The 17,834-nt window shown below is 57.9% G+C and carries 17 protein-coding genes; 11 read left to right on the top strand and 6 right to left on the bottom strand.

Going from position 1 to position 17,834, the window contains the following annotated elements:
- Positions 1-118: 118 nt before the first annotated feature.
- Entirely contained in the window at positions 119-2,047 is a 1,929-nt protein-coding gene (locus tag ACIOMO_RS12325) for an ATP-dependent DNA helicase RecQ (protein WP_401240922.1), read from the bottom strand.
- A gap of 438 nt (positions 2,048-2,485) precedes the next feature.
- Between ACIOMO_RS12325 and ACIOMO_RS12330 the strand changes: the two genes are divergently transcribed.
- The 5 genes from ACIOMO_RS12330 (at position 2,486) to ACIOMO_RS12350 (ending at position 5,479) form a co-directional block, all read left to right on the top strand.
- Positions 2,486-2,746 carry a hypothetical protein gene (locus tag ACIOMO_RS12330; RefSeq protein WP_053116537.1) on the top strand — a complete coding sequence of 87 codons (261 nt, stop codon included), beginning with the start codon at positions 2,486-2,488 and terminating at the stop codon, positions 2,744-2,746.
- Between the two features lie 105 nt (positions 2,747-2,851).
- On the top strand, positions 2,852-3,994 hold the full coding sequence (locus ACIOMO_RS12335; RefSeq protein WP_401240925.1) for a hypothetical protein: 1,143 nt from the start codon (positions 2,852-2,854) through the stop codon (positions 3,992-3,994).
- Positions 3,995-4,341: 347 nt separating this feature from the next.
- Entirely contained in the window at positions 4,342-4,641 is a 300-nt protein-coding gene (locus ACIOMO_RS12340; protein WP_053116536.1) for a hypothetical protein, read from the top strand.
- A 122-nt stretch (positions 4,642-4,763) separates the two neighbouring features.
- A complete protein-coding gene (locus tag ACIOMO_RS12345; protein WP_159812010.1) occupies positions 4,764-5,207 on the top strand; it encodes a hypothetical protein in 444 nt (147 codons plus the stop codon).
- Complete coding sequence (locus ACIOMO_RS12350) at positions 5,207-5,479, top strand: type II toxin-antitoxin system RelE/ParE family toxin (protein ID WP_401240928.1); 273 nt, start codon at positions 5,207-5,209, stop codon at positions 5,477-5,479. Before ACIOMO_RS12345 ends, ACIOMO_RS12350 begins: the two co-directional genes overlap by 1 nt.
- A gap of 319 nt (positions 5,480-5,798) precedes the next feature.
- On the opposite strand, the gene ACIOMO_RS12355 is transcribed toward ACIOMO_RS12350, so the two are convergent.
- Positions 5,799-7,340, bottom strand: coding sequence for a phosphoenolpyruvate carboxykinase (locus ACIOMO_RS12355; RefSeq protein ID WP_401240930.1), 1,542 nt, complete (start codon positions 7,338-7,340; stop codon positions 5,799-5,801).
- 182 nt (positions 7,341-7,522) lie between these two features.
- Positions 7,523-8,425, bottom strand: coding sequence for an Hsp33 family molecular chaperone HslO (gene hslO / locus ACIOMO_RS12360; protein ID WP_008080485.1), 903 nt, complete (start codon positions 8,423-8,425; stop codon positions 7,523-7,525).
- Positions 8,426-8,530: 105 nt separating this feature from the next.
- Here hslO and ACIOMO_RS12365 point away from each other — a divergent pair, with 105 nt between their 5' ends.
- On the top strand, positions 8,531-9,331 hold the full coding sequence (locus ACIOMO_RS12365; protein WP_159812006.1) for a phosphatase PAP2 family protein: 801 nt from the start codon (positions 8,531-8,533) through the stop codon (positions 9,329-9,331).
- A gap of 135 nt (positions 9,332-9,466) precedes the next feature.
- On the opposite strand, the gene ACIOMO_RS12370 is transcribed toward ACIOMO_RS12365, so the two are convergent.
- The gene (locus tag ACIOMO_RS12370; RefSeq protein ID WP_159812005.1) at positions 9,467-9,874 is read right to left on the bottom strand and encodes an RNA-binding S4 domain-containing protein; all 408 of its coding nucleotides are present in this window, start codon (positions 9,872-9,874) and stop codon (positions 9,467-9,469) included.
- 116 nt (positions 9,875-9,990) lie between these two features.
- Here ACIOMO_RS12370 and ACIOMO_RS12375 point away from each other — a divergent pair, with 116 nt between their 5' ends.
- The 3 genes from ACIOMO_RS12375 to rimK all read left to right on the top strand — a co-directional run bounded on the left by ACIOMO_RS12375 (position 9,991) and on the right by rimK (position 12,169).
- Positions 9,991-10,770: an EAL domain-containing protein gene (locus ACIOMO_RS12375; RefSeq protein WP_212544758.1), complete on the top strand. Its 780-nt coding sequence runs from the start codon at positions 9,991-9,993 to the stop codon at positions 10,768-10,770.
- Between the two features lie 77 nt (positions 10,771-10,847).
- On the top strand, positions 10,848-11,267 hold the full coding sequence (locus ACIOMO_RS12380) for an ATP-dependent zinc protease (RefSeq protein ID WP_231982547.1): 420 nt from the start codon (positions 10,848-10,850) through the stop codon (positions 11,265-11,267).
- Positions 11,264-12,169, top strand: a complete 906-nt coding sequence (gene rimK, locus ACIOMO_RS12385; RefSeq protein ID WP_007949201.1) for a 30S ribosomal protein S6--L-glutamate ligase — start codon at positions 11,264-11,266, stop codon at positions 12,167-12,169. Before ACIOMO_RS12380 ends, rimK begins: the two co-directional genes overlap by 4 nt.
- A gap of 201 nt (positions 12,170-12,370) precedes the next feature.
- On the opposite strand, the gene ACIOMO_RS12390 is transcribed toward rimK, so the two are convergent.
- Complete coding sequence (locus tag ACIOMO_RS12390) at positions 12,371-13,684, bottom strand: ATP-binding protein (RefSeq protein ID WP_053116529.1); 1,314 nt, start codon at positions 13,682-13,684, stop codon at positions 12,371-12,373.
- Between the two features lie 114 nt (positions 13,685-13,798).
- Positions 13,799-14,539, bottom strand: coding sequence for a two-component system response regulator OmpR (gene ompR / locus ACIOMO_RS12395; protein ID WP_008080479.1), 741 nt, complete (start codon positions 14,537-14,539; stop codon positions 13,799-13,801).
- Positions 14,540-14,899: 360 nt separating this feature from the next.
- Here ompR and ACIOMO_RS12400 point away from each other — a divergent pair, with 360 nt between their 5' ends.
- Both ACIOMO_RS12400 and ACIOMO_RS12405 read left to right on the top strand, forming a co-directional pair.
- Complete coding sequence (locus ACIOMO_RS12400; protein WP_401240935.1) at positions 14,900-17,224, top strand: Tex family protein; 2,325 nt, start codon at positions 14,900-14,902, stop codon at positions 17,222-17,224.
- The gene (locus ACIOMO_RS12405; RefSeq protein ID WP_053116527.1) at positions 17,224-17,607 is read left to right on the top strand and encodes a PaaI family thioesterase; all 384 of its coding nucleotides are present in this window, start codon (positions 17,224-17,226) and stop codon (positions 17,605-17,607) included. Before ACIOMO_RS12400 ends, ACIOMO_RS12405 begins: the two co-directional genes overlap by 1 nt.
- Positions 17,608-17,834: the final 227 nt, after the last annotated feature.

Consider the following 17,834-nt stretch of genomic DNA (forward strand, 5'->3'; position numbering starts at 1 on the left):
GTAAGAGCGAAACCGCCAGAAGCCCCAACCGCAGCAACGGATATGCCCCCAAAACCCACGGCCCAAACAAAAGATCAAAAGATCAAAAGATCGCAGCCTTCGGCAGCTCCTACAAGGGTTAGAGGTGATCTTGCGCCCAGCTGCGCACCTCGGCGTAGGGGTATTCCTCCAGCGCCGCATACCCGGGAATCGCCCGCGCCTTGAGCTTGGTAAACAGCGGCACGCTGATCCCGCACAAAAACCGTGTCAGCCGCTCCGCCGTCGGAACGCTGCCCGTGTGTTGTTCATGCCTGTGGATAAAATCACCACACAGCGCCGCGAAGTTTTTATCCACAAGAGGCGGCAATTCCGGCGGCGCCGGCAAGCGTGCAACCTGCCCATGACACACCGAACAATGCCCACAACGCTCGGGCGCATCGTGGTCACCGAAGTACTCGGCCAGTCGATAACCCAAACACCGCTCAGTGGCGAACACCTCAAGCATCGCGTGAATCCTCGCCACTTCGGTTTGTTCATGCCGAGTGAAGTAGTCGTGCAACTCGCCACTCAACACGTCACTGTCAAAGTCGCTGTGCAGCAGGCTGTAGACCTCAGTCATCTGCTTGCTTTCAAGCTCGACCCAGCCCTTCTCCTGAAAATAATCCAGCGCCGTCACCACGCGATTACGCTCGGCTGAATACTGTTCGTACATCGCGTCGAAACTCACCGTCGCCCATGTGCGTGCGCGATTGGAGGTCTGAATAATCGCCGCGACAAAATCCCTGCGCTCACCCTCGAAACGCGAGAGCAATGCGTCCGGTTCCACCAGGTATTTGAAGCGGTACTCGGCGTAATAGGCGTAGCGCGGCGCGATCAAGCCACGCAGCTCCAGTTGCACCAATAATGTCTTCAGCGGCAACGAACGAATGTTGCTTTGATCCGCCAACGGCCCGAGCAAAAACTCCCACTGCCCGTCCGGCACCGAAGCCTTCAGTTCGTCGAGCACATAACGAATGCCATCGCGCTCCGGCGTATCGCCGTAGACGAAGTTTTCCAGCACGTTGAGGCTGTCGCGGTTGGCCAGCACCAGACAGTCCGAGGGCTGCCCGTCTCGCCCGGCGCGGCCGATTTCCTGACTGTAGTTTTCGATGGATTTAGGCAGGTCGAAGTGCACCACATTGCGGATGTCACTCTTATCGATGCCCATGCCGAACGCGATGGTCGCGACGATGCAATTGGACTGCCCGGCCATGAAACGTTTCTGGATGCCTTCACGCTTATCGTGGGGCAAACCGGCGTGATACGCCTCGGCCTGAATGCCGTTGCGTTCAAGGTGTTCGGCGATGTGTTCAGCGGTTTTCTGCAAGGTCACGTAGACGATGCTGGGCTGCCCCGGCCGCTCACTCATCCACTCCACCAGACGCCGACGTTTGTCCTGACCACGCACCGGTTCCACCAACAGATTGAGGTTGGGCCGGTAGAAACCGGTGGTCACCACATCCTCTGGAGCGATGGCGAATTTGCTCTGCATGTCGACGATGACTTTCGGCGTCGCAGTAGCCGTCAGCAGTAAGGTTTGCGGGATGTTGAACTGCCGTTGATAGTCCGGCAGCTTTAGGTAGTCGGGACGGAAATTGTGGCCCCACTCGGAAATACAGTGTGCCTCGTCCACCACCAGCAAGGAGATCGGTACCTGCTGCAAAAAATTGCGGAAACGCTCGTTTTTCAAACGCTCCACCGAGATCATCAGGATCTTCAATTCACCCGTTCGAGCACGCGCCATCACGTCATTGGCGTCTTCGCGGCTCTGCGCAGAATCAATGCTGCCCGCTGAAATGCCGTGGCGTTGCAGGAACGCCAATTGATCCTGCATCAGCGCCAGCAATGGCGAGACCACCAGCGTCAGGTGCGGCAGCAACAACGCCGATATTTGATAGCAAAGGGACTTGCCGGAGCCGGTGGGAAAAATCGCCGCCGCCGAGCGCCCGGCCAGCACCGCGCTGATCGCGGCCTCTTGTCCGGGACGAAACTGTGGATAACCAAAAACCTGTTCCAGGGTGTTGTGCATTCGCTGTCACTCCTTTGACCGCTGCCATGCCAACAGCCTAGCGGGCAATCGCAGCGAGTCGAGAAAAGGTCGGGGCCAAATCGATTCGGAATGATACAGCGGTCACGTAAATTCTGTGGGAGCAGCCTGCACGCCCGCCGTTTTCCCTTTAAGCGCGTGTCGGACGTTTGCAAACGCCCTACAGATTCTGTCGCGCACCGGACCGCCATGTACGGCGAATTACCTGACAAGCAGGTAGGAATTTTCCGCGTAGAGGTTTTGCCTCGAATATGCCGAAAAATCACGTAGGGAAAATCCGTAAAACCCGGAAAACCCCCTACAAACACTGTCCATTGCGGCCGTCTTGTCCCGCTGCGCAGCGCCCTTCTATAGTGGCCGGCGCGGCTGAAAGCACTCTGTCGGCCGACCCGAGCGTCTTCGAACAGGACAAGCCTCACCATGATCGACCGTTACCAGCCACTCAAAACCTGCTACAGCGAAAAACCCGTGATGTTGATCGACACCGCCGCCAGTCACAGCGATCTGCTCGATGCCGCCGATCAACGCTTGCGCGCCGCCAGTGATCTGCTGGAAACACTTTACTGTATGTGTTTCAAACAGGCCGACGCGAAAGATATTCCGCACATAGTCAATGCGCTTTATTTATTGGTGCAAGATGGCTGCGACCTGCTGCAAGTTGCCAAGCTGCAACTTAAATAACCCGACCTCAATAAAAAACCACAAACCCGGATACAACCCAGCGCTTTATTAATGAGCGGGACGCACACTAACTTGTTGGTTCTTATCACCAACAAGGTCAACATCATGACAGTCGTCACTATATTTTTTTGCGGCACAGGTTCTAACAAGTTCGATACCCAACATGAAAACTTCTGGGACGGCGAACTGGTTTCCACTCTCGCCTCTCACCATACAGGCCGCGAGTTCGCTGAATGGATCGTCGTCGACGGCCCCGGCAGCGGCAACCTGCAGGCCGATGATCTATTCACCGAGAACAAAGACTACGGCCTAAGCGGCACACTGTTCGGCAAGGGCTGGGAAGAAAACGTTCAGCACGCCATGAACATCATAAAAGGCCAATGTGAATGGCAACGTGAACAACTGACCGAAGTCGAATACAACCGACTTAAAGCCGCCGGCATTCCCATTGAAGATGTAAAAGTGGAAGGCTCTTGGTTCTGGCGTAAATATAACTACGGCGACCGCAGCGTCACCCAGCAGAAGTTACAGGAACAAATCATCAAGACTTTCCGTAAAGATGGCGTTATTCCGACCACGGTTAACTTGGTAGGCTGGAGTCGTGGCGGTATTAGTTGCCACATGCTGGCCAACGCGATGCTCAAGGACAGCGCACTGCAAAACATTCCGGTGAACATCTTTGCGATTGACCCGGTGCCGGGCATCGCCAACTTTCAGGAGCAACGCGTCAAACTCGGCAGCAACGTCAAAGAGTACGTCGGCGTCTACGCCCGCGATGAGCGCTCCAAAGGTTTTAGCTGCGTGATCCCGCAAACCGCCACCGGCACCAAAACCTCCATTTATCCAATGGCCGGTCGCCATGCCACCCTCGCGGGCAACGCCACTTCCACTGGCGGCGTGCCGACCAATGCCAGCGACCTGAAAGTGCTGACCGAACCCGGCCGCATCGTTCGCCACCTGGCTGAGATCTGCCTGAAGCGCTGGGGCTCAACACTCGACAAAACCCTCAACCTGACCCAGACCGACCTGGAAAACCTCACCAATGGCATCGCCCGCGACGAGGCCAGATATCAATTAATGCACAACTATTCCTACACCTACTTCACCGAACTGGATCAGGGCGAACGTTATGTTTCCCTCGGCAGCAAAGGCGTGCCGTTCTCGACTGTGAAAGGCCCGATTTACCAACCGGCTACTGGGTTGGCGACGAGTTTGCTGGATATTTCTGCGTATGTGCATTTGCGTTGAAAAACGTTGAAGGATCGTTAGGAACGTCCGATGCAATCTTCGTCCAGTTCCTACAAGGACAGACCGCTTCGTCGACTATCGGGATTTGAGGGCGCGAATCTATAGTTGTGACTGTCGCTGCCAATCAGCGACTCGGGCTTGGTCACCCGAATGGATCGTGCGCACGCATGCGCTGTATGCTGCCGGCACTCAATTGCCTGCAGTTTATGGTGACTGTGTTTGGGACACCTTCGGGTGTGCCGGGTATGTGCACGATCCTCACCGGTTGACCAACCCGAACACAGTCGCCTCCTGTCGCTTGGTCACGATGTGGTGGCTTCTCCCGGAAGCAATTGAGGATCAATAAAATGAAAACATGGAATCAATTCACCACCGACCGCTACCGAACACTCGAATCCAATCTCACTGACACCAACCCACTGATCATCGACACAGAAGCCAACCCCCAAGACATCCTCGAATGCGCCGTCCAGCGCTTACGCGCATCAAGCGACCTGCTACGCACCCTCTACTGCCTCAACTTCAAACAAGCCGACGTCGAAGACATCCCCCACATCACCCACGCCCTCTATCTGCTGACGCAGGATGGTTGTGATCTGCTGCAAGTTGCCCAGCAGCAAATGCTCAACTGGAAAGCTCCGGCTTAAAAATCCCCCACACCAGAGAGCATGAATGCTCGAAAACCAACGTCCAAAGCAGGAGTTGAATTTTGCAAACTACTATTGATTGCGTACGATGGGAGCCACTGTTCAATCAAGGGCTCATCTTCATGACCACTGAAACTATCGATCACAGCACCCTCGCTCGCTTGATTGAAAACGGGTCAGTCAGCAGCACAAATATCGTCGCTCAACCGGGTGGCTGGTCGATTCAAATTTTGCAGGGAAGAAAAGAATGCTCGCTGGCAGCACAGCGTAGTGGTCAGGTACGACTGTTCAAGCGGCTTGAAACGCTGGTGAGCTACTTGCGGGGAATGGGCATCAGCCACTTCAATGTAGATGCCTCCAGTTACGACCCGCAGCAACTGAAAACCTACGCTCGGCCTGACCGTGCCGAAGCAATGAAACAGGCCCACGAGGCGGCCGCTTATGAGGAATGGTTCAAGCGTCAGGTGCAACTCAGCATTGATGATCCAAGGCCGAGCATCAGCGATGAAGACAGCCGCCGAATATTTGCAGCCAAACGCGATGCTCTCCGTCAACGAGCGCGCTGATGAAGTTGGTCTGGCGCCCCGAGGCGCATGACGACCGAGACCGAATCATGGAACGCATTAGTCAGGACAACCCTGTTGCAGCGGCCGATCTCGACGAAATATTCGAATCAAAAGGGGAAGTCGCTCGACAGCGCCCGACCTTGTACAGAAAGGGCAGGGTTGAAGGCACACGAGAAATCGTTGCAGCTTCTAATTACATCATCGTCTACATGATTAAAGATGAATGCGTGCAAGTGCTGCGAATAATGCATGCCCGGCAGCAGTGGCCCTGACCAATCAAAAAGAGCCGATAAGACCCCAACTGCCAGATCAACCAAACACCTGCAATTATTCTGCTCCAGCGATTCCTCAAGCAACAAATCCGCGAGAGAACTAAAACGCGAGATCCAAAAAGTTAAAAAAATTCCGACGTCAAAGACGAGTGTTCTTGATGCGGCACTCGTTAGCGAGGATCGTCTAGAAGCCTTCCCGCTGAATACTCATTCACTGTCTGCACTGCTGATGAAAAATCGACAAAGAACGCCATGATGAAAAGCCGGCCAAAAAAAAGCCGCCCCGAAGGGCGGCTTTTTCATTCACATCAAACCAATCTTACAACTTCGGCCCGGCAGCCTTGATCGCGTCGCTCACTTCGAACTTCTTGAAGTTCTCGATGAACAGACCGGCCAGTGCTTTGGCAGCCTCGTCGTACGCAGCCTTGTCAACCCAGGTGTTGCGTGGGTTGAGCAGGTTGGTTTCAACGCCCGGTACGGCCAGTGGCACGTCGAGGTTGATGGTGTCGAGGTGTTCGGTGTCAGCACCGATCAGCGCGCCGCTCTGGATCGCTGCGATCACCGCGCGGGTGGTCGGGATGTTGAAGCGTTTGCCGACGCCGTAGCCGCCGCCGGTCCAGCCGGTGTTGACCAGGTAGACCTTGGAACCGAAACCGCGGATGCGCTTGATCAGCAGCTCTGCGTATTCGCCAGCCGGACGCGGGAAGAACGGCGCGCCGAAGCAGGTGGAGAAGGTCGACTTGATGCCGCTGCCGGAACCCATTTCAGTCGAGCCCACCAGTGCGGTGTAGCCGGACAGGAAGTGGTAGGCCGCTTGTTCTTCGTTGAGGATCGACACTGGCGGCAGCACGCCGGTCAGGTCGCAGGTCAGGAAAATCACCGCGTTTGGCTCGCCACCGAGGTTCTGCTCGGAACGCTTGGCAACGTGCTCCAGCGGGTAAGCGGCGCGGCTGTTCTGGGTCAGGCTGACATCGGCGTAGTCGGCGTGCTTGGCGTCGTCGATAACGACGTTTTCCAGTACAGCACCGTGCTTGATGGCTTTCCAGATAACCGGCTCGTTCTTCTCGGAGAGGTCGATGCACTTGGCATAGCAACCGCCTTCGATGTTGAACACCACGCCTTCGCCCCAGCCGTGTTCGTCGTCACCGATCAGGTAACGGCTTTCGTCGGCCGACAGGGTGGTTTTACCGGTGCCCGACAGACCGAAGAACAGGGTCACGTCGCCTTCTTCACCGATGTTGGCAGCGCAGTGCATCGGCAGCACGTCAGCGGCCGGCAGCAGGAAGTTCTGCACGGAGAACATGGCTTTCTTCATCTCACCGGCGTAACGCATACCGGCGATCAGCACTTTTTTCTGTGCGAAGTTGAGGATCACGCAACCGTCGGAGTTGGTGCCGTCACGCTCAGGCACGCACTCGAAGTTGGCCACGTTAAGCACTTGCCACTCTTCACGACCGGCCGGGTTGTACTGGGCCGGGTTGATGAACAGGCAACGACCGAACAGATTCTGCCAGGCAGTCTGGGTGGTCATTTTCACGGCCAGGTAGTGATCTTCAGCTGCGCCTACATGCACGTGGGAAACGAAGTGCTCTTGCGCGTTGTTGAACGCCTCGACACGAGCCCACAGCGCGTCGAACTTGTCGGCCGGGAACTTGCGGTTGATCGGGCCCCAGGCGATAGCAGCCTGGGTGGAAGGCTCTTCAACGATGAAACGGTCAACAGGCGAACGACCGGTGCGGTGACCGGTACGAACAACCAGAGCGCCGGTATCGGCAAGCTCGCCCTCACCGCGATTCAAGGCTTCTTTTACCAGATCATCGACACTCAGATCGGTGTACACGGCGTTATTGGCTTGCGTCATGAGATTCCCCGTCGGCCAGTGGCCGAGTGTGCTCCAAACGTTTTGTAGTAGAAAGTCGTGCACTACTACCGCGACAAAAAGTGGGCCGGATTATGCCAGAAACGCCCAAAAAGAGTAGGGCCCTCCCGTCGTAACGGCGTAATTGCGCGTTTGAGCAGTGAATTTACCTGCGCTGAACCGTTTTAGTGCCGGGTGTCGGATGGCGTGTCGACACCTGCGCCAGCGAACAATTGAGCGATATCGGCTGCATCGAACAGGTAGCGCTCGTTGCAAAACTGGCAATCGATCTCGACGGTGCCACCCTGTTCGGCGACCAACGCTTGCGCATCTTCCAGACCCAGACTGACCAGCGCATTGCCCGAACGATCCCGCGAGCAGCTGCAACGGAAGCGCAGATTCTGCACATCGAACAGACGCACCTGCTCTTCGTGGTAGAGGCGATGCAGCACGGTTTCGTTGTCCAGGCTGAGCAATTCATCGGCGGTCAGGGTGGTGGCCAGCGCGGTGATGTGCTGCCAACTGGCGGCGCGATCTTCTTCGTCTTTCAGACGATCGGCCGGCAATTGCTGCAGGAGCAAACCACGGGCGCGACGACCGTCGGCGAACAGCTTGAAGCGCGTACCGACCTGTTGCGACATGACGAAATAGTTGGTGAAGCAATCGGACAGGGTTTCGCCGTCGAGGTCGACAATGCCCTGGTAGCGCTGGCCGACAGTCGGGTCGACGGTCAGGGCCAGAACACCGTTCGGCATCAGGTCGGCGAGGGTGGCGTCCGGGGCGATCTGATCGGCGTGATAACGCGCCAGACCACGGATGTCGCGGTCGCTGGAGCACTCGATCATCAGCATCGGGATCGGGCCTTCGGAACGCGCCTGCAGAATCAGCAGTCCATCGAACTTGAGGGTGCCCACCAGCAACGAGGCGGCGGCCATCAGCTCGCCCAGCAATTGCGCAACCGGCTCCGGGTACGGGTGCTTGGCGAGGACTTCGGCGTAGCTGCGCTCAAGCGCGACCAGTTCGCCACGGGTGTCGCTGTCATCAAAGATGAAGCGTTGGGTGAAATCGGTATCCGGTAGGTCGGTCATAGGTCTGGGTATCTGAAAGTGGTGACAAAATGGTTACAAGACGTGAAAATTTGCGCTTCTTGGCACCCCTTTTGGTGCCGACTGCTCTGCCATGGGAGGCATTTTATGAACAATCCGGGTTTGTTCCAATCAAGGTGGAACCTCGGCCGGCTGGTTCTGTGCAACGTGGTGCCATTAGCACTACTGGCTTTCTGGTTATGGCCTACGGGCAACGCGCTGTGTGTGATTTTCGACGAGTGGCTGTTTCGCTCACTCAATACACCGCTGGCCAGCAACCCCATATGGCTCCACATCTGGGCAATTGCAAGTATGCGTCCGTTCGACATCGTCGTTGGCCTGATCCTGCTGACGCTGCTGATCAAGGGCGATTGGGTGTTCAAGGCGATTGACGTGCGCCGGGCTTTTTTCGGTTTTCTGTCGATTCTGTTGTTGATGGTGGTGATTCGCGCACTGTTTTCCAAGTTCGCCGACTCTATGGATTGGCAGCACAGCAGTCCGTCGATGGTGCTTGAGGGCGCCGTGCACATCAGCGACTACTTCCCGGATCTGGAAAAAACCTGGGAAATTAAAGATCGCTCCAGCCAGAGCTTTCCCGGTGATCATGCTTCGGTGTTGTTGATCTGGGCGCTGTTCATGGGCGTGTTCAGCCGCACGGTCGGGCAGTTTTTGACGGTGTGGGGTTTGGCGGTGTTGTTCATGTTGCCGCGACTGGTGGCTGGTGCGCATTGGGGCCAGGACGATTACATCGGTGGGGTTTTATTGGCGGTGTGGGCGTTGGGCTGGGGTTATTACACGCCGTTCGCGTATCACGCGGCGAATATCTGGTTGAAGGTGACGGCGCCGGTTTTTGCGCTGCTGGGCAAGTTGCCGGTGGTGTCGCGGATGAGTGTGGTGCGTAGCGCCTGATCCGCGTTGGCTCCGGCGAGGGTTGGGCCCTCGATTCGCGAGCAGGCTCGCTCCCACAGCGACCGCATAGAGTTCATACGACTCGGTCAAATGTGGGAGCGAGCCTGCTCGCGAAAAGGCCAGCACCGACTGCTCTCACTCGTCGTGGCTGCTGCCACGAAACTTGAACAAATCCCGCCGCTGTTTCTTGCTCGGTTTGCCATCGGTGCTCATGCCCAACGCGCCCGCCTTGCGCATCGCCGCGGCCGCCTCACGTTTGGCAACACTCTCAGCAGTCTCCGCGTACAACGTCTGCGCCTCGGGCGCACCGCGTCGCACGATCGACAGCGCCTCGACCTTCACCGTACGCACTTCGAACCCCATACGAATCTCGAACTCATCGCCAATGCGTGGCTCTTTGCCAGGCTTGCAGCGCTCACCCCGACAATGCACCTTGCCACTCTCGATGGCGGCTTTGGCCAACGCGCGAGTCTTGTAGAAACGTGCGGCCCACAGCCACTTGTCGAGACGAATCTTGTCGTCCTCTTCCTGTTTTTGCGCCATATGAATTCCTCGGTCAGCCAGTAGTCGGAACTGTACTACCGTTTCTGTCGGGCGCAACAACTCGGCCCTCCAGATAGACTGTGATCCAGGCCGGTTCATCGGCACGGAGAGATCGAGTGACAAAATTTCCATCTTCATTAACTTCGCCCAAGGCCGGTTGCCAAGGCTGCCAGCAAAGCGAGCCGCTGGGCTTCGAGTTTGCCTTCGCCTATCAACCGATCGTCGATCTGCGCGATCAGTCGATCTTCGCCAACGAAGCGCTGGTACGCGGTGTGGCCGGTGAAGGCGCGTTCACCGTGTTGGATCAAGTTACAGAAGACAACCGCTACCGTTTCGACCAGCTCTGCCGCACCCGCGCCATCGAAGGCGCGGCCACTCTAAATATGCAGACACACTTGTCGATCAACTTCATGCCCAACGCGGTCTATCGTCCAGAGTTATGCATTCGCAGCACTCTGGAGGCGGCAAAAAAACACAATTTCCCGATCGACCGATTGATTTTCGAAACCCTGGAAAGCGAGCACGTAGATAACTATCGCCATTTGACCAATATTCTGCGTGAATACCGCGAATTCGGCTTCAAGACCGCCATCGATGATTTCGGTGCCGGTTATTCGGGGCTCAATCTGCTGGCTGATTTCCAACCGGATCTGATCAAACTCGACATGGCGCTGATCCGCGATGTCGATCGCGACCGTGTTCGTCAGGCGATCGTTCGGGGGATTGTCACAATCTGTGCGGAGTTGGACGTTACAGTCATTGCCGAAGGCATTGAGAGCGCCGGTGAACGGGATTTCCTGGCGGACTGTGGAATATTTCTGATGCAAGGCTATTGGTTCGCCAGACCTGCATTCAAAGCGTTGGCCCAGGTAGCACCTGAGGCCTGGACGCGTTAATCGTTGGTTTTTATCTATTGAAGACATTTGACCATTTGACCGTTGTCGGTCTGCGCGAGTGGGTGGCGCTCCCGGATTTGGGAGTCGCGGGCCTGCGGGCGAAAATCGACACCGGGGCCAGCACCTCCAGTCTGCACGCCACCGATATCGAACCGTTCGAACGCGACGGCGAGAAATGGGTGCGTTTCACCGCGCACCTGGGCACGGTGGTGCAGTTACGTCACCGCCGCTGCGAAGCGCCGCTGGTGACGCGCAAAACCATTAAGAGCTCCAACGGCCATGCGCAGGTGCGCTACGTGATCAGCACCACCCTGGCCTTGGGTGATCGGGTCTGGCCGGTCGAGTTCACCCTCGCCTGCCGCAAGTCCATGCGTTATCGCCTGTTACTCGGTTCCAAAGCCCTGATCGACGGCCAGTTGGTGGTCAATCCGGGTATCAAATATGTACAAGACAAGCCGGTGTTCCCGGTATCTACCTCCTCCACAGGTGTTGCATGAAGATCGCTGTGCTGTCGCGGAACCCGCGTCTGTATTCCACCCGCCGTCTGGTCGAAGCCGGAACCGAGCGCGGGCATGAAATGGTAGTGATCGACACGTTGCGCGCCTACATGAACATCGCCAGCCACAAGCCGCAGATCCACTATCGCGGCAAACCGCTGGAAGGTTTCGACGCGGTGATTCCGCGGATCGGTGCGTCGGTGACGTTCTATGGCTGCGCCGTGTTGCGTCAGTTTGAAATGATGGGGGTATTCCCGCTCAACGAATCGGTGGCGATTGCCCGTTCCCGGGACAAATTGCGTTCGCTGCAATTGCTCTCGCGTCGCGGCATCGGTCTGCCAGTGACCGGGTTTGCTCACTCGCCGGATGACATTCCCGATCTGATCGACATGGTCAACGGCGCGCCGCTGGTGATCAAAGTGCTGGAAGGCACCCAGGGCATCGGTGTGGTGCTGTGCGAAACCGCGACTGCCGCGGAATCGGTGATCGAAGCGTTCATGGGCCTGAAGCAGAACATCATGGTGCAGGAGTACATCAAGGAAGCGGGCGGCGCGGATATTCGTTGCTTCGTGGTCGGCGACAAGGTGATCGCGGCGATGAAGCGTCAGGCGAAACCGGGTGAGTTCCGTTCCAATCTGCACCGTGGCGGCAGCGCGAGCCTGATCAAGATCACGCCGGAAGAACGCATGACCGCGTTGCGAGCGGCGAAGGTCATGGGCCTGGCGGTGGCGGGTGTGGATATTCTGCGTTCCAATCACGGGCCGCTGGTGATGGAAGTGAACTCGTCGCCGGGGCTGGAAGGGATTGAGACCACCACCGGGAAGAATGTGGCGGGGATCATTATTGAGCATCTGGAAAAGAATGGTGGGCCGAATATGACGCGCACCAAAGGCAAGGGCTAGAGCGAAGAGCAAGAGCCCCTCACCCTAACCCTCTCCCGAAGGGAGAGGGGACTGATTGGGGGATATTGGAAAACTCCGCCGACATGATTGATCTTTACCGAATCCATAATCGACTCGGAATTTCAGGTCGATGTATGACGCCAGACACCTCGGTCAGCTCCCTCTCCCTCCGGGAGAGGGCTGGGGTGAGGGTTTTATGGTTTAAACAGCATCCCGCGGCAACATCAACCCCAACGGCAACCTGACTCGCGCTTCCAATCCACCCCCGGACCGGTTACGCAGTTCGACATTGCCGCCATGCATCGAAGCAATCCGCTTCACAATCGCCAGACCCAAGCCAGTACCCTTCCCGCCCCGAGCACGATCGCCGCGAGTAAACGGATTAAAGATCGCCTCGAGCTCCGAAGGATCAATCCCCGCCCCACGGTCCATCACGCTCAGCACCACATACGGCGCGCTGACGTCACCGCTCACATAAGCCGCAACTTCTACGCTGCTGCCGGCATGATTCAGGGCGTTGCCGATCAGGTTGTTCAGCAATCGCTTCATCGAAACCCGGCGCAACGGAAACGGCTGGATCGGCTCAAGACGCAAACGGACTTTCTCTTCATTCTGGTTGTAAGGCGCTGCCACCTCACGCACCAGATCGCTGAGATCGACCTCTTCCACCGATTCATCACGACCATCACGAATGAACGCGAGGAACTGGTCGAGAATCGCGTCCATGTCCTCGATGTCACGCACCATGTCGTCAGTCAGGTCGTTGCGATCGCCCATCAATTCCAGCGACAGCCGCAGACGCGTCAATGGTGTGCGCAAATCGTGGGAAACCCCCGCCAGCATGAGCTCGCGCTCCCGTCCGGCCTGCTCGACGTCTTCAGCCATCTGGTTAAAGGCGCGATACACCTCGGTCATTTCGCTCGGCGTATCACTGATCGGCAGACGCACGCTGCGGCCCTGACCGAGTTGCCGCGCAGCGAAGACCAAGCGTTTCAACGGCTGATTGAGCTGACTGACGAAAATCCATGCCGACGCCGTCGACAGCAGACCAATGGCGAGGAACCAGCCGAGCACGTTCCAGATTTTCTGGCCGCGTAACGGATGCGGGTACAACGGTACTTTCAGCCAGCCATCACCGAGGCTCGGCGCGCGAACCCACAGCGCCGGCGGCGAATGCATGCGCAAACGCACTTCGGTGTCGGCACCCAGCTCCGCCTGCATCTGCCGCTGATAGATTTCGCTATACGGCCAGTGCTGTTCGCCTTCCGGCACACCGGCACCGACCACGCGGATCAGGGTCGCGGCATCGGCAATCTTCGCGCGGTTTTCTTCGTCGGCGGCCCAATAGGCGCGCAGCGTCAGGGCGACGCCGTGACTGTACTGACGATCCACCAGCACGTCCTCGTTCATCAACAGATAAACCAGGGTCAGCGCCTTGGAAAACAGCACGACGATAAGCACCAGCCAGAGGGTGCGGGAGAAAAAACTTTGGGGGAACCAGACGGGGGTTTTCATGAATAACCGCTACACACTTGCAGGAGCGAGCAATGCTCGCATATTGCGGATTGCGAGTCTGCGGGCCGGGTCATTCAACCCGGGCCCGACAGACCCGCTCCTACAAATCGCCGATCACTTGGTGGCGGCGCCATCCGGTACGAACACGTAGCCTACGCCCCAGACAGTCTGGATGTAGCGCGGCTTGGATGGATCGGGTTCGATCATCCGGCGCAGACGCGAGATCTGCACGTCGATGGAACGCTCGAGGGCATCCCACTCGCGGCCACGGGCCAGGTTCATCAGCTTGTCACGGGTCAGTGGCTGACGCGCGTTCATCACCAGAGCCTTGAGTACCGCAAACTCACCGGTGGTGAGCATGTGCACTTCGTCGCCGCGCTTCAGTTCGCGGGTGGCCAGCGACAACACGTAATCACCGAAGGTGACGTTTTCGTCTTCGCTGCCCGGCGCGCCTGGCACCGGTGCGGCCTGACGGCGCAGAACGGCTTTGACCCGGGCCATCAGCTCGTCCGGGTTGAACGGCTTGGCCAGATAATCGTCGGCGCCCAGTTCCAGGCCCTTGATGCGGCTGATCTCATCGCCCTTGGCGGTGAGCATGATGATCGGGATCTGATTGTTCGCGGCGCGCAGGCGGCGGCAAGCGGTCAGGCCGTCTTCACCCGGCAGCATCAGGTCGAGTACGACCAGATTGAACACTTCACGCGACAACAGACGATCCATCTGTTCGGTGTTCGGAACGGTACGGGCGCGGTAGCCCTTGCTGACGAAGAAACGTTCCAGCAGGCTGCTCAGCCCCGGATCGTCATCAACGATAAGAATTTTTTCGCCTTCAGCAGTTTGTGCAGTGCTGCTCATTAGATGCTCCTTTTAGCTCGGCGCGCATTATGGCGTAGCTGCCGTTATACGCACCGTGTGCATTGTTAGCAGATTTTTCCTTCACTGCCAGAAAACCGGGGTTTATGCCTACAGACTGCAACACCCCCGAATGGCAGAACGCTGGTTATAATGCGCGGCGTTTTGTGCCAGGCAACGTCTGAATCGTTACCGCAGGTGATCGCCGGTTTTTTTCATGGCAACCGCAGTAATTGTTCGATTTCACGGGTCAATGGGGTGCCTTTTGACCCAGGCAGCGGCCATCTTCATGCCGCTCAACCAGACTCCGGGCCTTTATTTTCGCGCCTGCGAGCCTGCTTTCACAATATGTCAGGTGGTTTTATGGACAGCATCAACAGCCGCATCGCCGAGGAACTCGGCGTACGCCCACAACAGGTCGAAGCGGCCGTCGCGCTACTCGATGAAGGCTCAACCGTTCCCTTCATCGCCCGTTACCGGAAAGAAGTCACCGGCAGCCTCGATGACACCCAGTTGCGTCATCTGGAAGAGCGCCTGCGCTACCTGCGAGAACTCGACGAACGGCGCATCAGCATCCTCGCCAGCATCGAAGAGCAAGGCAAACTCACGCCGCAACTTGAGCGCGACATCAAGCTTGCCGACACCAAAACCCGCCTCGAAGACTTGTACTTGCCGTACAAGCAGAAGCGCCGCACCAAGGGCCAGATCGCCCTGGAAGCCGGCCTCGGCGACCTCGCGGATGGCCTGTTCAACGACCCGAACCTGGCCCCGGAAACCGAAGCGGCACGTTTCGTCGACGCCGAAAAAGGCGTGGCCGATGTCAAGGCTGCCCTCGAAGGCGCCAAATACATCCTCATGGAACGCTTCGCCGAAGACGCCAGCCTGCTGGAAAAACTGCGTAACTACCTGAAACAGGAAGCCACCCTCAGTGCCCGCGTTATCGCTGGCAAAGAAGAGGAAGGCGCCAAGTTCCGCGACTACTTCGAACACGACGAACCACTGAAAAGCATGCCGTCGCACCGTGCGCTGGCGATTTTCCGTGGCCGCAACGAAGGCATTCTCAGCTCCGCGCTGAAAGTCGGCGACGAGCTGCCGGGCACCATGCACCCGTGCGAAGGCATGATCGGCCAGCAATTCAACATCCAGAACCAGAACCGTCCGGCCGACAAATGGCTCGGCGAGGTGGTGCGCTGGACGTGGAAGGTCAAGCTCTACACGCACCTGGAAACAGACCTGCTCGGCGAACTGCGTGACGGCGCTGAAACCGAAGCGATCAACGTCTTCGCCCACAACCTGCACGATCTGCTGCTGGCCGCCCCGGCCGGCCCGCGCGCTACTCTGGGCCTCGACCCGGGCCTGCGTACCGGTTGCAAGGTGGCCGTGGTCGATTCCACCGGCAAGATGCTTGATCACGCCACGGTTTACCCGCACGTGCCGCACAACAAGTGGGATCAGACCATCGCCATTCTGGCCGCCCTGTGCGCCAAGCACTCGGTTGACTTGATCGCCATCGGCAACGGCACCGCCAGCCGCGAAACCGACAAACTGGCGATCGAACTGATCAAAAAATACCCAGCGATGAAGATGACCAAAGTCATGGTCTCCGAAGCCGGCGCATCGGTGTACTCGGCATCGGAACTGGCGGCCAAGGAATTCCCGGATCTCGACGTATCGATCCGTGGCGCCGTGTCCATCGCCCGTCGTCTGCAGGATCCACTGGCAGAACTGGTGAAAATCGATCCGAAATCCATCGGTGTCGGCCAGTACCAGCACGACGTTTCGCAGCTGAAACTGGCGCGTGGTCTGGATGCAGTGGTTGAAGACTGTGTGAACGCCGTCGGCGTGGACGTGAACACCGCTTCGGTAGCGCTGCTGGCGCGTATCTCCGGCCTCAACTCGACGCTGGCGCAGAACATCGTCGCTCACCGCGATGAGCACGGCGCGTTCAAAACCCGTGCAGCCCTGAAGAAAGTCGCGCGTCTGGGCGAAAAAACCTTCGAACAGGCGGCCGGTTTCTTGCGCGTGATGAACGGCGACAACCCGCTGGATTCCTCGGCCGTTCACCCGGAAGCCTATCCGCTGGTGCAGCGTATTGCCGCTGAAACCGACCGCGACATCCGCTCGCTGATCGGCGACGCAAGCTTCCTCAAGCGTCTGGATCCGAAGAAGTACACCGACGAGACCTTCGGTCTGCCCACCGTCACCGACATTCTGCAAGAGCTGGAAAAACCGGGCCGCGACCCGCGTCCGGAGTTCAAGACAGCCGAGTTCCAGGAAGGCGTTGAAGACCTGAAAGACCTGCAACTGGGGATGATCCTTGAAGGCGTGGTCACCAACGTGACTGCGTTCGGTGCCTTCGTCGACATCGGTGTACATCAGGACGGTCTGGTGCACATCTCGGCGCTGTCGGAGAAATTCATCAAGGATCCACGCGAAGCGGTGAAGGCCGGTGACGTGGTGAAAGTGAAGGTCATGGAAGTCGATATCCCGCGCAAACGTGTCGGCCTGTCGATGCGCATGGGCGACACCCCGGGCGAGAAGATCGACGGTGCCCGTGGCTCGCGTCCGGGCTCGGCGCAGCGCCAGCCTTCGAACAATGCGCCACGCAAGGAAACCGCCACCGCCGCGCCGGTGAACAATGCGATGGCCTCGCTGTTCGCTAACGCCAAGCAGTTGAAGAAACGCTGATGGAGATTCCGGCCGGGCTCGTCGAGAGCGCGTTTTTCAAGCTGTTGGGCTGCCGCCTGCACAGCCTGGAAACCGGGGTGGCGCAAGTCGCCCTGGTGCTGGAACCCGAACTGCGCAATCGCGGCGGCAAATTGCACGGTGGCGCGCTGTTCAGTCTGGTCGACATCGCCATGGGGCTGGCCTGTTCCAGCACCCACGGTTTCGATCAGCAGAGCGCGACCATCGAGTGCAAGATCAACTATATCCGCGCCGTTTCCGACGGCGAGGTCATGTGCACGGCGCGGGTTATCCACCCGGGCCGGCGCACGTTGGTGGTTGAAGCCGACGTGATGCAGGGCGACAAACTGGTCGCAAAAGCACAAGGCACGTTCGCTGTCCTGTAGCTACCGGTCATCATTTTGAGTTAATTTCGGCGCAATGAATCCTGTAGGAGCTGCCGCAGGCTGCGATCTTTTGATTTTGTTTTTCAATAGCAAGATCAAAAGATCGCAGCCTTCGGCAGCTCCTACAGGTATGTGTGCGGCTGACCGGCTAGAAAAACCAGGCGATAACGCCAGTTTCAACTTCACCCTTGTAGACCGTCCTGCCCACCCCCATATTGGGGCGACTG

Origin of the sequence: Pseudomonas sp. NPDC087804, from assembly GCF_044742965.1 — a bacterium.
Lineage (GTDB): Bacteria > Pseudomonadota > Gammaproteobacteria > Pseudomonadales > Pseudomonadaceae > Aquipseudomonas > Aquipseudomonas rustica.